The organism is Paenibacillus sp. LS1 (assembly GCF_026013365.1).
Lineage (GTDB): Bacteria > Bacillota > Bacilli > Paenibacillales > Paenibacillaceae > Paenibacillus.
In genome coordinates this window covers 1,462,975-1,480,467 of record NZ_JAPDOE010000001.1, presented here as the reverse complement: position 1 = coordinate 1,480,467, position 17,493 = coordinate 1,462,975, and the positions used below count along the sequence as shown (strand labels likewise).

Here is a 17,493-nt window from a genome sequence, read left to right as displayed (position 1 = left end):
GTCCCAAGGAGTGAGTGAAATGAGAATGCTCATCGTTACCGTTATGACGGTAGTCCTGAGTTTAGCTGGAATCACATCAGGAACAGGCGCCGCTATCCCTGATTATGCGAAGTGGGGAATTATCGCGGTGAAAGAAACACAAACCAAATACAATGTGGATATTTTGGACTATAAGCATATTGGTCGTACCTCTCTAACAGCGGATCAATCACGGGAACAGTTCAAGTTATGGGTTCGTGCTAAAGACGGCAAGCAATTCGCAGTCTATGTAAATGTTGATTTTAATCCGTCTACACAGCAGTTGAGAAAAGTACAATTTTCCGAATCGGATCGACACTGATCCGTTACTGAAATTGGTAATTACAACCCATGTTTGCATATCAGCTACATCATTGGAGAAACCAGACTACCTTAATCTTTAAGGTGAGAGTCTGGTTTTTTTATTTTATAAAACCCTTTTTTTACTATTGAATAAAGAACTTACGTTCGCATATAATAAGAAATACAAACAAACGTTCTTATCGGAGGGATGATTATGCTAGGGAAATATATTGGCCAGATGGTGGAGCTTGTCTACATGGATCGTGCAGGTCAGATTACGCAGCGACAGATTCGAATTAACAGTGTACGTGGCGGGATGATTAGGGCATCAGCAGGAAAAGAAGGCTCACCCCGAACATTTCTGGAGCAAGGTATTCTGGCATGGCGTCCTGTTACGGATCTGAACGGGGAGGTAAAGTATGCTGAACGACTTTGAACGCAAGATTTTGCGAATTATGGTGAACTATGCAGGACAACGGCGTCGGCTGCCGCGTATGGATGAACTGGAGAACAAGACGGGACGAAGCAAAGCATTCATTCATGAGTCATTGCTGGAGCTTGAACGCACTGGGCATATCGCGTGGGATAACCGGTCTACGCTCGAAAGTATACAGATTTTGCAGGCATGGGAACAGGTACAACAGCCGATTCGCAAAAGCCAGCCTGCCGGGGATTCCGTAAAATATTTTACGGACTATTAGTCATAATAAGAAAACGCCAACCCGGATAATCGGATCGGCGCTTACTGTGTCACACGTACGACGTGTGCATCTATTTTAGAAATGGGGAAGTTGGTCCAGGTTGTTGGTTGGGTCGCCGTCGGCATCGCCGCGAATGTACATTTCTCCATCCTTGCCTTTAAATACATTCACGCCGGCAATAGCCCCAGCTTTTACTTCTGCAAGTGCTTGTTGGTAATCCAGTACACGTCCTGCTGAAGTCTGAAAGGCTGTCAGGTCACCGTCGCCATTTTTCTGTACTGCTGTGAAACTCTCGCGTGTCGTTTGATCCATGATGTCACACTCTCCTTATATGACGAGATAGGAATCTGTTTACCTGATTAGCCTATCCGAATTCCTCGGAAGTATGCACCATATGCTGATAAAGACCTGCCAACGCCGAGGTACTACAGACTCTTTCTCATACGAACATGAAGAATATCTGCATCATAAAAAGGTTCTTCCGAGATCACTTCATAGTCCAGTTTTTCATAGAATTTCTGTGCCTGACACTGAGCATCCAGTACAGAATAGGATAAGCCAAGTTCACGTGCCCGCTCCTCCATCGCTAGCAGAAGCACACGTCCATAACCAAATGAACGATGAGACTCAAGCACAGCGATCCGCTGCATTTTGGCAGTATCCTTGCTGTAATAGATCAGTCTTCCAGTGGCCACAGCCAGGCCATCCGTACTTAATAATACATGATGCACATCAGGACTGATGACATCGTATTGATCAATTTCAATCTCGGCAGGAACCTGTTGTTCGATCACAAAAACATGATGGCGAATCTCCAGGGCTTGCTCCAGTTGTTCTTCTGTCGTTACATAACTAATCTCAGCTGCCAATTCCATTCCTTCTTTCTGCTCTTGCGCGACATATCAGACTGAATTATACAAAAAAATGCTTTTCCTGTATAGTTAAGTCTGGAACATATTGGGAGAGGAGGTGCTAGTGATGGGCATGGCAGGCATCATGGTAATTACATTGCTAATGTCGGCGGGAATGATTGCTCTGTTGTATTACGTGACCAAGAAAGCATACTCACGGAAGTGGGATGAAGATGAGTAATTCACCTGTTAACTTTCACGGCAAAACTTCACTGCTTCCTCGTGGAGAATACACATCTTGAATTACAGATTTGGAGTACACGTCTAACCAGACGGGTAGAGATTCAACATTTTCATTGGGTTGTTTTAACTGTTGGAATTGAACCGTATGTTCATCCCGCTCCAAGCCGCAACCAGTAACGGTTGTAATGAGAATCACAAGCCCAGCAAAGAGAAAGAAGCATTTGGTAAATGTATGTTTATTGGACTTTGACCGTTTTGTTGAGTTTCTCATAGGAAATTCACCTCGTTGTGGAAATGGTAATCTTGCCTTTATTGTGCACCATTTCGGGTGAATTATAACCAAATAAATTATTGACAATGAACACGGTTACTTGATATGATACTGTTACTTGATTGGGAAACAATTATATATCATGATCTGTTAGCTCAGCTGGGAGAGCACTATCTTGACAGGGTAGGGGTCAGTGGTTCGAGCCCACTACAGATCATACATGAGAAGCCTTACGATGTAAGGCTTCTTTTCTTTTTTTATGAACTGTGAAGAAGGCATAAAATAAGTTTTGGGGACAGATGAGGGACGAAATGAAAAATTCCTCATTCCCCTAGCTACCCATAAAAAACCAACGTAATATCACTCAGATAAATGATTTAGTATATTTAATTTGGTCACTAAAAACGGTAAGGCTTTTTCTATATATTGTTCTGCCGGAGGAGACCCATGATTTAACCAATCCACGGACGCTGCGTAAATTCCTGCACCGATCTTTAAAGCTTTTGAATCAAGATTAGCGTGTTGTTTTAGTAATAGAGAATAGAATAAGTTTTCCAGATTTCTTTTTTTTTTGTTCGGCGATTGTTCTAAAAGATTCATAGCTCATTTTGGAATATTAGGCTGCAAGATGGGCATGATGCTTTAACAGAAAGGCAACTTCATGAATATACTTATCGGGAGAAAACAATAGGAGGGATTAATATGAAGGATCAACATTATACGGGCGTACGAATGAAAGGGACGACTGCTGATTACAACTGTATAGGAAATAAAAGAATCAACAAAATGAAAGCGTATTCATATAAAGATGACATTCGCCCTATCATTCGTATTACTCAGGAGCCAGCTGCGAATGTGGGTAATGTTGTTGATTGTCCAATCCTATTAAAAGACACTTCGGATAGTTTATATTCGTCACCGGTAAATGGTTCTCCCCTGATCACGAAGGAGTTGAGTTCTCATGACCATGGCTGAAAATATTGCTCAGGCAGCACTCGATGCAGCGATGAAGGCGAATAGGGCCATTGCGCCTTATGATTATTGCGATGCAGAATCCAGACGGATGTACACGCCTCAATTTGATAAAAAAATGGACAATCCTATGTATACCGCTGCAATGGCGGGTCTGCAATCAATCTATTGGTTTCGGGCGATCAAGGTAAAGGGACTTATCCCTGATGCAAAAGCAGATTATTATGCCACATATTCTACCAACCATAATCGGATCGGCGGGATTGGACTTGCGTATTCCAACAGCCCTACAGGACCATGGACCAAACATGGACAGGTATATCTCGATACCGTGGTTGGGAATTCAACGGAAACGCCATTCGTGATCTGGAACGATGAAGAACAATTGTTCTTCATGTACTATCAACAAAATGGACTTGGGATCAATCAATCGACAGCACTCGCGACCTCTGTAGACATGATCAACTGGACAAGAGTGGGTTTGATTCTGGACAAACCCTCAGGTTTCCCGGGTGATGGTCATACCGGATACTTCTCGTGCTTCAGAAATGGTGGCAAATGGATCGGTTTCTCAGTGATGGGCGGCGGTGACTTTGGCCGTAAATGTATTTGGCATTCTCATGATGGGCGCAGCTGGCTAGCTGATCCGAGACCATTAATGGGTGGTAATGATGCGACTTTAACAGCGGGGGAAAACATTTCGAGACCCAATGCTGGTGTGTTTATGTACAAAGGGAGTATGTGGTGGATCGGCATGTTATCGGCTTATGCTTCCGGTGGGGTTACGACCGTAGCCCGGCCTGCTATTGCCAAGATCAGCACAGACTTTCGTCAACTGCTGGACAAACCTTCAGATATCTATTTTCCTGCCTTGACTTGGGAAACGACGAACATGCAATCCATGATGGTGTCCGTTATGGACGGTGTAGTGTACGTGTATTACAATACCGATCATAATATCGGTGTAGCCTATTCGGTGGAGGTGTAGAGATGGTTATACGTGATGCAGCAGGTCAGATCGTGCCCTTTGGAAAGGTTCACAAACAGCTTGTGGCCGATTTTCTTCACGGATCGTTACCGGATTGGCTTGAGGTAGTGGGGACACCTACGTTTGAGCCTTTGCCCGACAGAGGAACCATTACAGTTACAACACCGGCAACGGCAGGAGGCTCGGCCGAGTTAAAAATGAAACACCTGATTGACAGCTCGAAAGTAACGGCAATCGCAGTTACCTTGGAAGCGCTACAATTGAACGGAAACATTGGAATTTCAGTTCAACTTGGCATTAAATCGAAGGATAGCAAGGCTGGAATTACGTTTTTTCAGAATGTAAATCAGAAATATGGTATGGTCCGTGTCTATAAGGCAGACGGAACGTACACGGATTTCAAGCAAAACATGGTTTTCTTCACCACGCAGGGTGTCGCGGGAGATGAGGCGCAGAACCGTAAGAATCTCACTGTGCTTCTCTGTACCGGATTGCAGTTCTCAGCGGGTTTCGAAAGACCTTCCGTGTGGCTTGGTGCGGATGATCAGTATGGCGGTGTTGCTGCTGACCTAAGCGGTGGGTTGTTCCAACATGGAGAACTGCAATGTCTGTTGAAACTGACCACAAGCAAGGCAGAGGCCAAGTATTTCAAATGTGCACAGATGAAAGTGGATATCTGGAGTAACTGATTGGAATGCTGAAGAGAATAAATCGTCACGAGCTACGTCTTTCATATAAATTGTTCGGGAGGATAAGCGTGAATGACCTGTATGGATGATAAAAAGTATGCTTAGAAGTCGCTATGTAAGCGACTTCTTTTTATTTTTTTAAATCATTGTTTACAAACGCAATTTAATTGTGTACAATCAAATTGTTAACAAAACAAAAAACAAGTAATCATATTTAACCAATACAAATCAATGCTGAAGAGGAGTCTTACACATGAAAACATTATATGAAACTACAGTAATCAATACAGGTGGACGTCAAGGTATCGTACAATCCCCAGATAACGTGTTTATGCTGGATGTTGCTGCACCCCCTGAGCTTGGAGGTAAAGTAACAACAGCTACGAATCCGGAGCAATTGTTTGCAGCGGGATATAGTGCTTGTTTTAACTCCGCACTGGAGTTTCAATTGAAGAAACACAAAGTTGAAATTGAAAGAAGTACCGTAGCTGCTACTGTAATGTTGGTGACGGACTCTGAGGACAATGGCGTGAAACTTCAAGTCGATTTGGAAGTTAAGATTCTCGGTCTGGATGAGGAAACAGCACAGAAATTTGTGAAACTTGCCCATGACTACTGCCCATATTCCAAAGGAATCAAAGGGAACGTGAATGTTAACGTTGAACTGGCGTAATCATTGAAACTATTTGTTGTTATAAGAAGCCTCCGAGAAATCGGAGGTTTTTTGTATTGTTTTGCTCTGCTGTAAGAAGTGCTTTGCCCGTAAAAAGCAATCATAATGATTGTTATATACCCATAGGGGGTATAATGAAGGGTATAACTGGAATTAAAGGAGTGCAAAACATGAAAAAATATTTACTGACCCTATCGACTATATTGATTACAAGCAGTTTGATTTTGAGTGGATGTGGCAAGGAGACTCGGCAAACTATTGAAAGTAACGATGACAGTCATACAGGTGCCGCAGGTGAGATGCACCATTCTGAATCGGGAGAGCTACCGGAAGGACTGCGGGAAAAAAACAACTCTACCTTCCCAGTAGGAAGCCAGGCGCTGATGAGTGCCGACCACATGTCAGGCATGAAGGGTGTGAAAGCGAAGATTGTTGGAGCATATGAGACTACGGTATATGCAGTTACGTATACGCCAACTACAGGCGGTGATCCCGTGCAAAATCATAAATGGGTCATTCATGAGGAAATACAGGACCCTGCGGATCAACCATATGCAGCAGGTTCTGAGGTGCTGCTGAACGCTAATCACATGCAGGGAATGAATGGCGCGAAAGCCACAATTGATTCAGCTGAACAGGCTACCGTATATATGGTTGATTATACCCCGACAACAGGGGGAGATTTGATAAAGAATCACAAATGGGTAACGGAAGAAGAATTGTCTGCTATCCAATAGAACCATTTGTATGAAGTAACCCTTTTTATGCAGAAAAATCAAATACTTACATCATTCTGGGTTATAATGGTATTAGGATTAAACAAAGCTGCTGAAAGGGGCATGTACTTATGATGGATTTTAGCAAACCACCCCATGGCACTGAGACTGATACACACCGTCAGCATCATCAAGAAAATGAACAGAAATATCTGTCCGGAGGGAAGGACATTTGGTATGAAATCAGCAACTGGCTCATTCTCGGAGGTATCCTTTTTGTCATATTCATATTATTTAAATACGTTTTCTAAGTGCACCAAGCGTGACTATGCCAAAATACTGTAAATTGTAAAGCTTGTTGATATGTATGATAAGGAAGCAAAAGAGCCAAGTTTTAATAGGCTCTTTTTTTGTTATGACGTTATTGAAAGTTAAAAATAATAATAGATAAATAATAACAAATGACAAAAATCGATAATTGTCATTTGTTATCGAATGTGTTAATCTAATCTCATTGGAGGTGGCAAGTGGATGGTGTTAACCATCTCGTTCATATGGTAAAAGACAAAACTTCTGAATTTCTCACCAAAGGGCAGATTATATCAGCTACGCAGGAAACGATAAGACGCTTCGGTGCTGCCAAAACATCCGTCACCGATGTCGCCAAATTGCTCGGAGTCAGTCATGGAACGATATACAGACATTATGCCAGCAAGAAGGAATTGCTTGAAGGTGTCACTGAACAATGGCTTGAAGATGAAATAATCACACCTTTAACTTCGGTAACTCAACAAGATGAGAACAATGCGAGGGAAGGTACACATCATCTGAAAGTATATATAGAAACATTAATACATCTTAAACGTCATTATGCCGAGTCAGATCCCGAATTATTTGAGATGTATGCACGGGTTACGCAGGAATCAGCCGATCTGATCCGCAAACATGTGGAGCATCTTATACACCATTTGAGCGAAATTATACGCCAGAATCACCAGTTTAAGTTCAAAGATTCCAAGGTATTAGCAACGGCTATTCTTCATGCAACGGCTCGTTTCCATCATCCGGCACATGCCTATGAATGGCGCAGCGATACGATAGATGATGAATTTGCACAAGTATGGTTATTAGTCGAACACGGTTTATCTAATATGAGCGAAGAAGGCGGGAGATCCAATGAATAAATTAACAGGTAAGGTTGCTGTGGTCACAGGATCGTCGCGAGGAATTGGGCGTGCCATTGCGGAGCAACTCTCGGAGCTCGGAGCCGATGTGGTGATTAATTATGCAAGTCGTCCGGACAAAGCAGAAGAGGTAGCAGAGATGGTTCGGCAAAAAGGAGTTCGTGCCATTACCGTGCAAGCTGATTTGGCACGGAAGGAAGATGTGGAACGTTTGTTTTCCGAAACGATCAACAAGCTTGGCAAAATGGATATTCTAATCAATAATGCAGGAATCATGAAGACAACCCCTCTGGCGGAAGTGACGGAGGAAGAATTTGATCAGCAGTTTGCCATTAATGTCAAAGGCACGTTCTTTGCTTGTCAACAAGCGCTTAAACATATGGAAGGTGCAGGACGTATCGTGAACTTCTCTACCTCGGTAACAGGACAGATGTTTCCTGGATACAGTGTGTATGCAGGGACTAAGGTACGGTAGAGCAGATAACGCGTCAACTCGCCAAGGAGTTTGGTTCCAAACAAATTACGATTAATGCAATTGCACCAGGTCCGGTCAACACGGAGTTGTTCTCGGTTGGCAAGACGGAGCAACAGCTGGAAGGAATCCGTAAAATGAATGCATTCGGTCGTCTGGGTGAGCCGGAAGATATCGCGAGTGTCATTTCATTTCTGGTAGGTCCAGAGTCTCAATGGGTTACGGGCCAGACGATCCGGGTGAATGGTGGCTTTATTTAACGTAACTAAAATCAGGAAGTTTGATCATTCCGTTTGACACACAACCGGGCGAATCCCCATATGATGCAGTACATCAGTAAGCACTTGGGGAAATGGGGAATCCGGGATGGCAAAGGCAAAAGGAAAGAAAGCTCCCGCGTTAAAGAGTGACAAAATTCGTGTATCCATGAAGTTGGTCACTTCGGATGTATGCGAGAGATGCAAGACACCATGTACGCGAGGAATGGATTACGCAGCACGGATGCGAATTGAAGGAGCATTAGGCAAGGGTGTTCCCTGTATTTTGACTCGCCATACTTCTTCGTAAATATTCGTATAATAACGTATATATAACAACAATAGGACAGAGGCATCCTTTAATGGGGATCGCCTCTTTTTGAGCATTCCAAGGGGTGGAAAAAATTCTGGATAAAAAATGAAAAATGATGAAAAACAGCGCAACTTTGTGGATGAATCTGCAGTATAAATGTACAACAGCTAGAAGCAGGGGAGGGAATATTGACGGGATGAAATGGAAACGAATATTGCTTTGTGTCACGGTATTCTCCTTGCTCGGCGGGTCTTTATTGTTTGCAGATTCGGTGAACGAGAAGATTCGAGTTCTCATTAACGGCAAGGAAGCAGCTGATGGAGGTTATCTCATTGATGGAACGACCTATGTACCTGTAAGAGAAGCCGGAGGCGTCGTTAAATGGGATAGCAGCAACAAGAGAGTAACGGTGATCAAACCGAATGTACATATTTTTCTCTTCAAGGGAGACACTGTATTTGGCAACGTTAATGTAGGTAAGCTGAAATTCAATGTATTTTCACAAGTGGACAGTTTAACAGCTGATGTAGCTGCCGTGAAAGTTACAATCACCAACCCGAGCGGTCAGGTGAAAGATATCCAGTCCCAGGAGCTTACGACCCAGAAGGATAACTTCTGGTTCCGCACATATGATTTTACGTACGATTTCAGTCGTGCTGGCAAGTACCAGGTAGGCTTTCATATTAAAGAAAATGCAAACAGCAGCTACGTCCTGGTAGCGGAGAAAATCATTACAGCGCTGAACGATTGAAGCGAAAGTAACGCTGCCCTTTTAAATTGACCTAGGTCATTGAACATGTTACGATATGCAAGGTTACACAATTTCTATTTATAAAGCGAGGTATTTCAATGAGCGATCACACACATGAACACGGCGATGGCTGCGGATGCGGGCAAGACCACGACCACGACCACGAGCATGAAGAAGTCCTTCTCACATTAACAGACGAGAACGGCCAAGACGTGGAGATGGTTTTGGTGGAGACGTTTGACGTGGAGAAGCATGTTTATGCGCTCCTGCTGGAACGTAACAATCCTGAAGCTGACGGCATCATCCTGCGTATGGAAGAAGAAGACGAGGAAATGGTGCTCTACAATATTGAAGACGAAGAAGAGTGGAACCGCGTTGAAGCGGCTTACAACGAACTCGTTGCATCACAAGAATAGTCATTCTTTTGGAACATAACATGAAGGCTCCTTGATTTCAGGGGGCCTTTTGTTTGTTTTCAAGAGGTAGACGAGCATTTTCATGACCGGTTTGAACGACGAAATAGACGGGAAAATGCAAACTCGCTTGTCCATAAAATAAAAAAGGACCAAGCTTTGGGCTTGGTCCTTTACGTTCATCCCATTTATAGTGCAAATGGGGTTGTTTTAGAAAATGGCATCGGCTTCGACGATCACTTTAACGTTGGTTACACTGCGATCTTCGGGGCCTTTGACAGGCAAGCCAACTTCGACATGATCAATGATGTAGTCGATGTTCTCTTGGGTAATAACCTCACCCGGTAACAGGATTGGAATACCTGGCGGATACACATAGATGAATTCCGAAATAATACGTCCTGCGGATTCCTTGAACGGAATGACTTCGGTGTCACCGTAGAATGCGTCCCGTGGAGTCAGCATCAACTGTGGGATATCCGGAACTTTAACCACCAGTTCATGGGCCGGGTTCACTTGATAATACGTACGGGAGAGATCCTGCAAAGCGTTTAGCAAGATATCTACGCTGTCATCCGTATCTCCTGGCGTGATGAGACAAAGAATATTGTACATATCGCTAAGTTCGACCTCGATGTTGTAATGTTCGCGCAGCCAGTTCTCTGTCTCATATCCTGTAATACCCAAGTGGCGGACATGGATCGTAACTTTGGTTGGATCATAGTTGAAGGTCGCTTCTGTACCTAGCAGTTCTTTGCCGAAGCAATACAGTCCATCCATATCGTTAATCGAACGTCTGGCAAACTCGGCTAGTTCAATCGCCTTCTGTGCAATCTCACGACCGTGGAGAGCCAGGTTACGTCTTGATGTGTCGAGTGAAGCAAGCAAAATGTATGAAGTTGATGTTGAGGTGAGCAGACTCAGAATCGTCTGTACACGCTGTGGATTCACGAACCCGTTCTTCGTGTTCAGGTTGAGTACGGAGCTCTGTGTCATGGAGCCACCAAGCTTGTGGACACTTGTTGCAGCCATATCGGCACCTGCTGCCATCGCTGACAACGGCAGATCCTCATGGAAATGAATAAGTACGCCATGTGCCTCATCAACAAGTACAGGGACTTGATAGCTATGTGCAAGCTCAACAATCTCTTTTAGATCGGTAACTACACCGTAGTAGGTCGGGTTAATCACGAGCAATGCCTTGGCATCTGGATGACGCTCAAGTGCGCGACGGATAGACTGTGTAGTCACTCCGTGATCAATACCCAGATTGACGTCTTGTGAAGGAGAAACAAATACAGGTTTGGCGCCTGAGAAAATAATGGCGGACAAAACCGATTTATGCACATTACGGGGCACAATAATTTTGTCACCCGGTGTACATACAGACAGAATCATGGTCATGATGGCACTGCTTGTGCCTTGTACACTAAAATAGGTATAATCGGCTCCGAAGGCATCTGCTGCCAGGATCTGTGCTTCCTGAATGACACCGGTTGGCTGATGCAGGTCATCCAGCGGTGCGATGTTAATCAAATCTATGGAGAAGGCATTATCGCCAATAAATTCACGGAATTCGGTATCCGCTCCCAATCCTTTTTTATGGCCCGGAATATGAAACTGTACCGGATTGAGTGCCGCATGATTTTTTAAAGCGGTAAACAGCGGCGTACGGTGGTGATTCATCAGTGCTGTCACAACCCTTCCTAATAAAATTGGTAAACAAAGATGAGTATAGCAAATTAAGAACCGAATGCAACAGTATAATCGACAATTTTTTAAATTGCCGAGATTTGGGCACATTCCCCACGGTTACACTAAGGATAGGGAATAGGTTAATGAACGCCGAAAGGGGAAAAAGAATGCAAACCGACACAAAACCAGCCAAAATTTTGCGATCACCATTTTTTATCGCGATGTGGTTGACACTTTTTCTAGTTGAAATTATCAAAGGAGCCCTGTTGGTAGCTGTTTTGCCCGTGTATATGGACAATATTTTGGGTCTGTCCGCAGGTGTTATCGGTGTAGCCTTTGCGCTTCAATATCTGGGAGATAATCTGTTCCGGGCACCTTCCGGCTGGGCCGCAGAACGGATCGGCTTTCGTGCAACGATGGTTACAGCACTAATCTGTACCTTGATCGCTGTTATTATGATCCTTTTTCTTAAAAGCGCCTTTGGACTGGCCATGGCCTGTCTGATCCTTGGTGTTGGTACGTCACCGCTCTGGCCTTGCGCCATGACAGGGGTGACTGCGATGTCAGGCCCACAGAACAAAAATGGTACAGCAATGGGAGCGCTGGAGATGGCCGCTTTGGGCGGCACAGGGCTTGGACCCGTGGGCATGAACTGGTTGCTGGAGCGCACGCATCATGATTATCGAACCATATTTCTCGTGCTGATGGGATGTGCCATTCTGGTTATCCTGGTAGCCATGATTCTTCCCGGACGTGTCATCGTCGAAGGAGAGCATGCCGAGCAAGCAGCGAAGAATGGAGATGTGAAATATCCTGCCAAACCGAATCTGCTCACGCCATTTATCCGGCTGCAAAAGAGTGTGAAGGGAACACTCCAACGGGTACGCAGCACACTTAATGTCAATCCGCTCGTGTATCCTGCCTTGTTTATGCAGTCGTTTGTAATCGGGCTGCTCAGTCCGGTAATTACGCTATATACACGCACAGACCTGCACATCTCACCTAATCTATATAGTTTGTTGCTGATTGCAGGTGGTGGAATAACGGTCATTGCCTTATTGCCTGTAGGTAAAATGGTAGACCGGTTCGGCACCAAGCCGTTCCTGAACGTTGGCTTTTTGATGGCGGCGGCAAGTTTGTTCGCGTTTTCCTCCATCACATCCATTCCGGTGGTGTTCGGAGTTGTCATGCTGGTAGGAATCAGTTATGCCATGATTTTGCCAGCCTGGAATGCTTTTGTGGCCACACTGATTCCCAAAGGGGAGCGGGGAGCCATCTGGGGCTTCTTCCTTACATTGCAGGGATCAGGCATGGTTGTAGGCCCCATTGTTTCCGGACTGTTATGGGACCACGTTAGCCATCCGGCTCCATTCATCGGCAGTGCCATCGTCATGGCAGGACTTGCAGTTGTACATTTTGTATTATCCCGGAATCCGTTCCGTACTGCTCCGGCCAAATAAGCAACAGAAAAGGGAGTTCCGTCAACCTTCGTGGTTATGGAGCTCCCTTTTTCACGTCCATAATGTCATGAAAATCGGGGCTTGCCCCTGTGCTCCTGCGGAAAGCTGCAATCCTGCGGCTCTTTCGGTGAAAAATAGTCAAATAACCAAGTACCCTTACATAAAATGAAGTATAAAATAGGGTAAGCCGATTGAGTAGAAGCGATTGAAGACGAGGGCCGGAGCAATTCCGGTACAGATGGAGGGAGTGCCGTGAATAAGAGTTATGAAGTTGAATATTGCAATCTGGAGCTGCGGTTCAACCGTCGGCATATCCAAAATTTGATCAAAGACCTTATTCGTGAGGGGTATTCACTATATTGGAGCGAGGACGAATCCTTTTTTATCCTGTCTGTCCGTACTGGCCGCAAGCTGGTAAAGCTCCGTTTTCAACAGACACGCAGTGGGAACTATAAGATGACAGGTGATTACATTATCAAGGACGCGAAGCTGGCAGAGTGGCTGGAGAAGCTGATTGGAGATACACGCGGTCATGCGGTTGTGAAGCGGTTCAAGGATCAGCAGATGACCGTGGAGAACATTTTATTCGGTGAAGTCATTCGGCTCGTGGAAGTTTCCGGATTCAAACAGCGTGTTATTTTTCAAAAGGAACCTGCGCCGACGGCGGAAGAGATGGAAGAAATGTTCCTCTCGCGCGAAGGCGAAGAGCGACTCATGTTGTTACGCATGGAAGTGGACGATGAACTGGAGCGGCTGCATACGGCAGTTCAGCTGAATAATACGGAAAAGGCAAACGCCTGCCGCGAAGCATTGAAACAGTTGTCCGGACATCTGTTAATGCTGGAAGGTTGATGAATATCACTTTTAAAAGTCATCTATACCAAAGCCCCGGCGCAAGCCAGGGCTCTATTTTTGTGCCTAACGGGCATCACGGACGACAGGGGTCGACGATAGAATATTGCGAGCTTTCAATCCAGGCATCAAATTCATCCAATCCTTTGGTGAGCAACAGGTTGGCTTCAAAAGAAGTGATGGGTACTGCCCACAGTAATGCTACCGTCTCATGACCCACATGAATCTGTTCAAGGGATTCTTTTTCTCCCCGCAATTCATCAATGAGAAAGGCAGTCGCATTCCATCGGGTTGGTGCTAATTCGCTTGATTCCATCACACGGGGAACCGTTGAATCCGGCACATTTTCGATGTGATGGGAGATCAGATCGACCAGGTATGTATTGACACGCTCCACCTCTTCACCGCCAAGGTCCGGTTGCAGCGCAAGCATCCATTCAGCGGCTACAAGCTCTCCTGAGGACCGCGTTGCCTGAGACAACCCTACCGTCACGAATCTTGCGATGCCTGAATGAATTGTGGCAGGAAAATAATAGATTTCTACATGAATGTTTCTTTCTGGCTTCGAAAGAACGATCCTGTGCTTTGGCATCCCCCATTCATTCATGTACGCCCCAAGAAGAAATGTTCTTCGAATATCCAGGGAAAACCGTTCCTCTTTTGAGAGCTGCTCTAACGCCATTATGTACACTCCTCCTTTTTGTTCGAACTTCATTGGATATGATTATAACATTGTACAATACAATATTGGATTCATTGGATTACTTTGGCATGATGTATTGTCTTCACGGTTCTATTTATGAAAATACAATGAACACCTCAGCAGATTGGGATGTTTTCTCGTTGCGTAACGGTGCCACGGGGTTCACTTCTATACATAAAACCGTTAAAATAGGAGTATTGTTGAGAATTTATTTCAATAAAATTAATTGGAGCAAAGGATGGAGGACCAGATGACAAAACAACAAATCGGCGTAATTGGCCTGGCTGTCATGGGCAAAAATTTGGCCCTTAACATTGAAAGCAGAGGTTTCTCGGTATCGGTATATAACCGTTCCCCGGAGAAAACCAATGATCTTCTGAAAGAAGCTGAAGGTAAAAACCTGACAGGCTCATTCTCCATTGAAGAGTTCGTAGCATCCCTGGAATCCCCGCGCAAAATTTTGATCATGGTACAAGCCGGCAAAGCGACCGACGCTACCATTGAACAATTGCTTCCTCACTTGGATGAGGGCGACATCATCATCGATGGAGGGAACGCATACTTCCCTGACACGCAACGTCGCAGCAAAGAGTTGGAAGAAAAAGGCATTCGCTTCATCGGTACAGGTGTATCCGGTGGTGAAGAAGGCGCATTGAAAGGCCCTTCCATTATGCCAGGTGGACAGGAAAGTGCTTATAAACTGGTTGAACCGATTCTGACGGCAATCTCGGCCAAAGTCGGTGACGATCCATGTTGTACATATATTGGACCTGACGGTGCCGGACATTATGTGAAAATGGTGCATAACGGTATCGAGTACGGAGACATGCAGTTGATTGGTGAAGCTTACCACTTGCTCAAATCCGTATTGAACGTTTCCGTTGAAGAGCTGCACGCGATCTTTACGGAATGGAATCAAGGAGAGCTGGATAGCTACCTGATCGAAATTACGGCAGATATCTTCTCCAAATACGATCCGGAAACTGGCAAACCAATGGTTGATGTCATTCTGGACGCTGCAGGACAAAAAGGAACAGGTAAATGGACAAGCCAAAGCGCGTTGGATCTCGGCGTACCATTGTCCATGATTACGGAATCCGTATTCTCCCGTTTCCTTTCTGCCATGAAGGACGAGCGTGTAGCAGCTAGCAAAATCCTGAGTGGACCAGCGACTGAAGCGTTCTCCGGGGACAAAAAAGCATTCATTGAGAGCGTGCGTAAAGCCCTCTTCGCAAGTAAAATCGTATCCTATGCACAAGGATTCGCACAAATGCGTGCAGCTTCCGATGAGTATGGCTGGGATCTGAAATACGGCAACATTGCCATGATCTTCCGTGGTGGTTGCATCATCCGTTCGCAGTTCCTGCAAAACATCAAGGAAGCTTATGATAAAGACGCAGCTCTGAAAAACTTGCTCTTGGATCCTTACTTCCAAAATATCGTTGAGTCTTATCAAGGCGCATGGCGTGAAGTTGTAGCGGCAGCTGTACAACAAGGTGTTCCGGTACCAGGCTTCTCCAGCGCTCTTTCTTACTACGATAGCTACCGTACAGAGCGTTTGCCAGCAAACTTGCTGCAAGCTCAACGTGACTACTTCGGTGCTCACACATTCAAACGTGTGGACAAAGAAGGCAGCTTCCACCACAACTGGATGGAGTAGTACCACATATACAAGTCTATTAGATTTGGCTAGTGCCCCTTTAAGTGGTAGCTTTGGCCTGTTGAAAGGCTCATAAAGAGGTTTGGTGTTCCGGTTATTGCCGGTTAACGCCAGGCTTCTTTTTTATAAATAAGCTCATTGGAGTTCGTTATGTTGCTGGATGGTCCAACGGGAGTCGGTAAGGAGATGGTCTTTCCCAGTCCGCAGGGCTGTGTTATGATAGGACAAAAGTGCTCACGAATTGCTTGAATTAAAGGAGTGTACACCTTGAGCAAGTCTAACAATATTATTCTCATTGGCATGATGGGAACTGGCAAATCAACCGTCGCTGACATGCTTGCACGCGAGCTTGGCTACCGATTGATTGATGTGGACGCCGCGGTGGAAAAAGAGGAAGGTTGTACGATTCCAGAACTGTTCACTGACAAGGGAGAGACGTATTTCCGTGATGCCGAGAGCCGTACGTTATGCTCGGTACTGGAGAAAAAGTCACAGGTCATAGCGACCGGAGGTGGCGTGGTTCTGCGTTCGGATAATTGTGACGTGATGTCGAAGAATGGTTGGGTTGTAGCCCTGACTGCTGATCCAGCAGTGATTGTAGAACGTGTTAGCGGCTGTGACAATCGTCCGCTTCTTGCAGGCAATGCAGAGGAACGCATCAAGACGATTATGGAAGAACGGAAAGACGCATATCGGTTCGCGCATTATACGGTGGATACAACCGAGTTATCCGCTGCTGAAGTGACTCGTTTAATTTTAGCGCATTACCGCGTCTAAGCTTGTGATCATCGAAGTTTCTTGGTGGATAGATGGTGGCAGATAACACAAAACGGGCCATATGGCCCGCTTCTAGGAGTGGAGTAGAGGTCACACAAGGTTACAATGACTTAACTCCGCTCCGAGTTTTTCTAGTCTTCCTGTTGCCATTGAAGCATGCCACCGACCATGTTCGTACAGCCTTCATATCCGAGTTGCTGCAGATATTCACATGCACGTTCACTGCGGTAACCGCTGCGACAGATGATTACGATTTCGCCTGACTTATCAATCTCAGACAGTCGATCCGGAATCTGTCCAAGCGGAATATGCTTGGCGCCTTCGATCATGCCTTGTGCCACTTCATCGTCCTCGCGGACGTCTATCATCTGCAGCTTCTCTCCTGCCTGTAAACGACGGCGCAGCTCAGATGTTTCAATTTCAGCTATTTGTGTCATATTCAGGTCCTCTTTTCTGTATGGACTTAACGCTTATAATGATACCCAAGCGATGCACGGAATGTCAATTTGGCCACAATATAATCAATGAAGG

22 protein-coding genes, 1 tRNA gene and 1 pseudogene are annotated in these 17,493 nt (G+C 45.1%); 18 read left to right on the top strand and 6 right to left on the bottom strand.

Annotated features, from left to right (window positions below):
- Positions 1–19 precede the first annotated feature (19 nt).
- The 3 genes from OM416_RS06380 to OM416_RS06370 all read left to right on the top strand — a co-directional run bounded on the left by OM416_RS06380 (position 20) and on the right by OM416_RS06370 (position 1,022).
- The gene (locus OM416_RS06380; RefSeq protein ID WP_264928006.1) at positions 20–340 is read left to right on the top strand and encodes a YqzG/YhdC family protein; all 321 of its coding nucleotides are present in this window, start codon (positions 20–22) and stop codon (positions 338–340) included.
- A gap of 195 nt (positions 341–535) precedes the next feature.
- A complete protein-coding gene (locus OM416_RS06375) occupies positions 536–757 on the top strand; it encodes a hypothetical protein (protein WP_017687387.1) in 222 nt (73 codons plus the stop codon).
- Complete coding sequence (locus OM416_RS06370) at positions 741–1,022, top strand: hypothetical protein (RefSeq protein ID WP_264928005.1); 282 nt, start codon at positions 741–743, stop codon at positions 1,020–1,022. Before OM416_RS06375 ends, OM416_RS06370 begins: the two co-directional genes overlap by 17 nt.
- A gap of 75 nt (positions 1,023–1,097) precedes the next feature.
- Here OM416_RS06370 and OM416_RS06365 read toward each other — a convergent pair whose 3' ends face one another.
- The 3 genes from OM416_RS06365 to OM416_RS06355 all read right to left on the bottom strand — a co-directional run bounded on the left by OM416_RS06365 (position 1,098) and on the right by OM416_RS06355 (position 2,387).
- The gene (locus OM416_RS06365; protein ID WP_017687389.1) at positions 1,098–1,334 is read right to left on the bottom strand and encodes a DUF3892 domain-containing protein; all 237 of its coding nucleotides are present in this window, start codon (positions 1,332–1,334) and stop codon (positions 1,098–1,100) included.
- Between the two features lie 113 nt (positions 1,335–1,447).
- A complete protein-coding gene (locus OM416_RS06360) occupies positions 1,448–1,891 on the bottom strand; it encodes a GNAT family N-acetyltransferase (protein ID WP_264928842.1) in 444 nt (147 codons plus the stop codon).
- Positions 1,892–2,129: 238 nt separating this feature from the next.
- The gene (locus OM416_RS06355) at positions 2,130–2,387 is read right to left on the bottom strand and encodes a hypothetical protein (RefSeq protein WP_264928004.1); all 258 of its coding nucleotides are present in this window, start codon (positions 2,385–2,387) and stop codon (positions 2,130–2,132) included.
- Positions 2,388–2,531: 144 nt separating this feature from the next.
- Between OM416_RS06355 and OM416_RS06350 the strand changes: the two genes are divergently transcribed.
- The 11 genes and pseudogenes from OM416_RS06350 (at position 2,532) to OM416_RS06300 (ending at position 9,818) form a co-directional block, all read left to right on the top strand.
- A tRNA-Val gene (locus tag OM416_RS06350) sits at positions 2,532–2,604 on the top strand.
- Between the two features lie 485 nt (positions 2,605–3,089).
- On the top strand, positions 3,090–3,362 hold the full coding sequence (locus tag OM416_RS06345; RefSeq protein WP_264928002.1) for a hypothetical protein: 273 nt from the start codon (positions 3,090–3,092) through the stop codon (positions 3,360–3,362).
- Positions 3,349–4,347, top strand: a complete 999-nt coding sequence (locus OM416_RS06340) for a hypothetical protein (protein ID WP_264928001.1) — start codon at positions 3,349–3,351, stop codon at positions 4,345–4,347. Before OM416_RS06345 ends, OM416_RS06340 begins: the two co-directional genes overlap by 14 nt.
- Before the next feature lie 2 nt (positions 4,348–4,349).
- On the top strand, positions 4,350–5,036 hold the full coding sequence (locus OM416_RS06335; RefSeq protein ID WP_264927999.1) for a hypothetical protein: 687 nt from the start codon (positions 4,350–4,352) through the stop codon (positions 5,034–5,036).
- Positions 5,037–5,289: 253 nt separating this feature from the next.
- Positions 5,290–5,709, top strand: coding sequence for an organic hydroperoxide resistance protein (locus tag OM416_RS06330; protein ID WP_215079538.1), 420 nt, complete (start codon positions 5,290–5,292; stop codon positions 5,707–5,709).
- Between the two features lie 170 nt (positions 5,710–5,879).
- A complete protein-coding gene (locus OM416_RS06325) occupies positions 5,880–6,446 on the top strand; it encodes a YdhK family protein (protein ID WP_264927997.1) in 567 nt (188 codons plus the stop codon).
- 533 nt (positions 6,447–6,979) lie between these two features.
- Positions 6,980–7,609, top strand: coding sequence for a TetR/AcrR family transcriptional regulator (locus OM416_RS06320; protein ID WP_264928840.1), 630 nt, complete (start codon positions 6,980–6,982; stop codon positions 7,607–7,609).
- Positions 7,602–8,341: pseudogene (locus OM416_RS06315) on the top strand (SDR family oxidoreductase). The gene OM416_RS06320 and the pseudogene OM416_RS06315 overlap by 8 nt, the downstream one beginning before the upstream one ends.
- Before the next feature lie 106 nt (positions 8,342–8,447).
- Positions 8,448–8,648: a hypothetical protein gene (locus OM416_RS06310; protein WP_074095792.1), complete on the top strand. Its 201-nt coding sequence runs from the start codon at positions 8,448–8,450 to the stop codon at positions 8,646–8,648.
- A gap of 199 nt (positions 8,649–8,847) precedes the next feature.
- The gene (locus OM416_RS06305) at positions 8,848–9,402 is read left to right on the top strand and encodes a copper amine oxidase (protein WP_036614723.1); all 555 of its coding nucleotides are present in this window, start codon (positions 8,848–8,850) and stop codon (positions 9,400–9,402) included.
- Between the two features lie 98 nt (positions 9,403–9,500).
- Entirely contained in the window at positions 9,501–9,818 is a 318-nt protein-coding gene (locus OM416_RS06300) for a DUF1292 domain-containing protein (protein ID WP_036614722.1), read from the top strand.
- Between the two features lie 207 nt (positions 9,819–10,025).
- Here OM416_RS06300 and OM416_RS06295 read toward each other — a convergent pair whose 3' ends face one another.
- Positions 10,026–11,501 carry an aminotransferase class I/II-fold pyridoxal phosphate-dependent enzyme gene (locus OM416_RS06295; RefSeq protein WP_062836119.1) on the bottom strand — a complete coding sequence of 492 codons (1,476 nt, stop codon included), beginning with the start codon at positions 11,499–11,501 and terminating at the stop codon, positions 10,026–10,028.
- Positions 11,502–11,677: 176 nt separating this feature from the next.
- On the opposite strand from OM416_RS06295, the gene OM416_RS06290 reads away from it, so the two are divergent.
- Both OM416_RS06290 and OM416_RS06285 read left to right on the top strand, forming a co-directional pair.
- A complete protein-coding gene (locus OM416_RS06290; RefSeq protein WP_062835394.1) occupies positions 11,678–12,970 on the top strand; it encodes an MFS transporter in 1,293 nt (430 codons plus the stop codon).
- Positions 12,971–13,222: 252 nt separating this feature from the next.
- Complete coding sequence (locus tag OM416_RS06285; protein WP_264927996.1) at positions 13,223–13,822, top strand: hypothetical protein; 600 nt, start codon at positions 13,223–13,225, stop codon at positions 13,820–13,822.
- Positions 13,823–13,898: 76 nt separating this feature from the next.
- Here the strand turns inward: OM416_RS06285 and OM416_RS06280 are convergent, their stop codons facing one another.
- Entirely contained in the window at positions 13,899–14,504 is a 606-nt protein-coding gene (locus tag OM416_RS06280; protein ID WP_264927994.1) for a suppressor of fused domain protein, read from the bottom strand.
- Between the two features lie 271 nt (positions 14,505–14,775).
- Between OM416_RS06280 and gndA the strand changes: the two genes are divergently transcribed.
- Both gndA and OM416_RS06270 read left to right on the top strand, forming a co-directional pair.
- The gene (gene gndA, locus OM416_RS06275) at positions 14,776–16,185 is read left to right on the top strand and encodes an NADP-dependent phosphogluconate dehydrogenase (RefSeq protein WP_264927993.1); all 1,410 of its coding nucleotides are present in this window, start codon (positions 14,776–14,778) and stop codon (positions 16,183–16,185) included.
- 267 nt (positions 16,186–16,452) lie between these two features.
- Positions 16,453–16,962, top strand: a complete 510-nt coding sequence (locus tag OM416_RS06270) for a shikimate kinase (protein ID WP_235599445.1) — start codon at positions 16,453–16,455, stop codon at positions 16,960–16,962.
- Between the two features lie 131 nt (positions 16,963–17,093).
- Here OM416_RS06270 and OM416_RS06265 read toward each other — a convergent pair whose 3' ends face one another.
- Positions 17,094–17,399, bottom strand: a complete 306-nt coding sequence (locus OM416_RS06265; protein ID WP_062835390.1) for a rhodanese-like domain-containing protein — start codon at positions 17,397–17,399, stop codon at positions 17,094–17,096.
- Positions 17,400–17,493 lie beyond the last annotated feature (94 nt).